Source organism: Streptomyces sp. KR55, assembly GCF_052245645.1.
Classification (GTDB): Bacteria; Actinomycetota; Actinomycetes; order Streptomycetales; family Streptomycetaceae; genus Streptomyces; species Streptomyces flavusporus.
In genome coordinates this window covers 1-1,005 of the sequence record NZ_JBQQCE010000957.1, presented here as the reverse complement: position 1 = coordinate 1,005, position 1,005 = coordinate 1, and the positions used below count along the sequence as shown (strand labels likewise).

At 76.9% G+C, this 1,005-nt stretch carries 1 protein-coding gene and 1 pseudogene; one reads left to right on the top strand and one right to left on the bottom strand.

From position 1 onward, the window contains the following. Nucleotides 1-417 (top strand): annotated as a pseudogene (locus ACTWQJ_RS51785) (hypothetical protein); the annotation flags it as partial. Nucleotides 418-466: 49 nt separating this feature from the next. Here ACTWQJ_RS51785 and ACTWQJ_RS51780 read toward each other — a convergent pair. Continuing rightward, nucleotides 467-1,005, bottom strand: a 539-nt coding sequence (locus ACTWQJ_RS51780) for an aminotransferase class I/II-fold pyridoxal phosphate-dependent enzyme (protein ID WP_443313265.1), incomplete at its 5' end; no start/stop codon positions are given.

Below are 1,005 nucleotides of genomic sequence, written 5' to 3'. Positions count from 1 at the left end.
CTCCGGCCCGGCCGATCCGCCAATGTGACGGTGGTCGTGGCCGAGCAGTTCGACGGCCTGGACGCCCTCAGCGACCCCGTACGGCAGCACACGCGCGCGCGGGTCGTGCTCGGCACCGCCACCGCCGAGCAGCTCGAAGCGGTCCTGGGAGCGCCCCCGCACACCACGCCGGTCCCCCAGGTTCCGCCGGGCCGCGGCTACGCACGGCTGGGCACGGGACCGGTCCTGCGCCTCCAGGTCCCGGCGACGCCCGACCCCTACGACGACGCGACGAGCGACGTCCACCGCCAGGCGGTGCTGGACCTCCTGCCGCCGCGTACGACACCGGCGGACGCGGAGCCCGAGCGGGTGCCCGCGGAGCCGGAGCCGGTATCCGCGGAGGCCGTGGGGGCGGAGAGGTCCAAGGCACGGACGTAGCCCGGGGCTCTGCAGCCCCCGTGCCGCCAGGGCGGCTGCCCGAGACTCCTCAAGCCACGAACGACCCCGGCGCCACCGCCCCCACGGTCCCCCCGCTCTCGACCAGCCGAGCCGCCGCCGCCAGCCGGACCGCCGCCTCCTCCGCCACCGCACCCCCCACGGTGAACGGCAGCCGCACATACCCCTCGAAGGCCCCGTCCACTCCGAAGCGCGGCCCGGACGGCACCCGCAGCCCGACCCGCTCGCCCGCCTCCGCGAGCCGCGAGCCCGACAGGCCACCCGCGCGCACCCACAGTGTGAGCCCGCCCCGCGGTACCTCGAACTCCCAGCCGGGCAGCTCCCGGCGCACCGCGGCGACCAGGGCGTCCCGGTTGTCCCTGGCCTGCTCCCGGCGCACCGCGACCGCCTGCTCCCAACCCCCGGTGCCGAACAGCCAGTTCACCGCGAGCTGCTCCAGCACCGGCGTGCCCAGGTCGGCGTAGGCGCGCGCGGCGACCAGGCTGCGGATCACGTCCGGTGCCGCCCGCACCCAGCCGATGCGCATCCCTGCCCAGAAGTCCTTGCTGGCGGACCCGACGTTGGCGACGG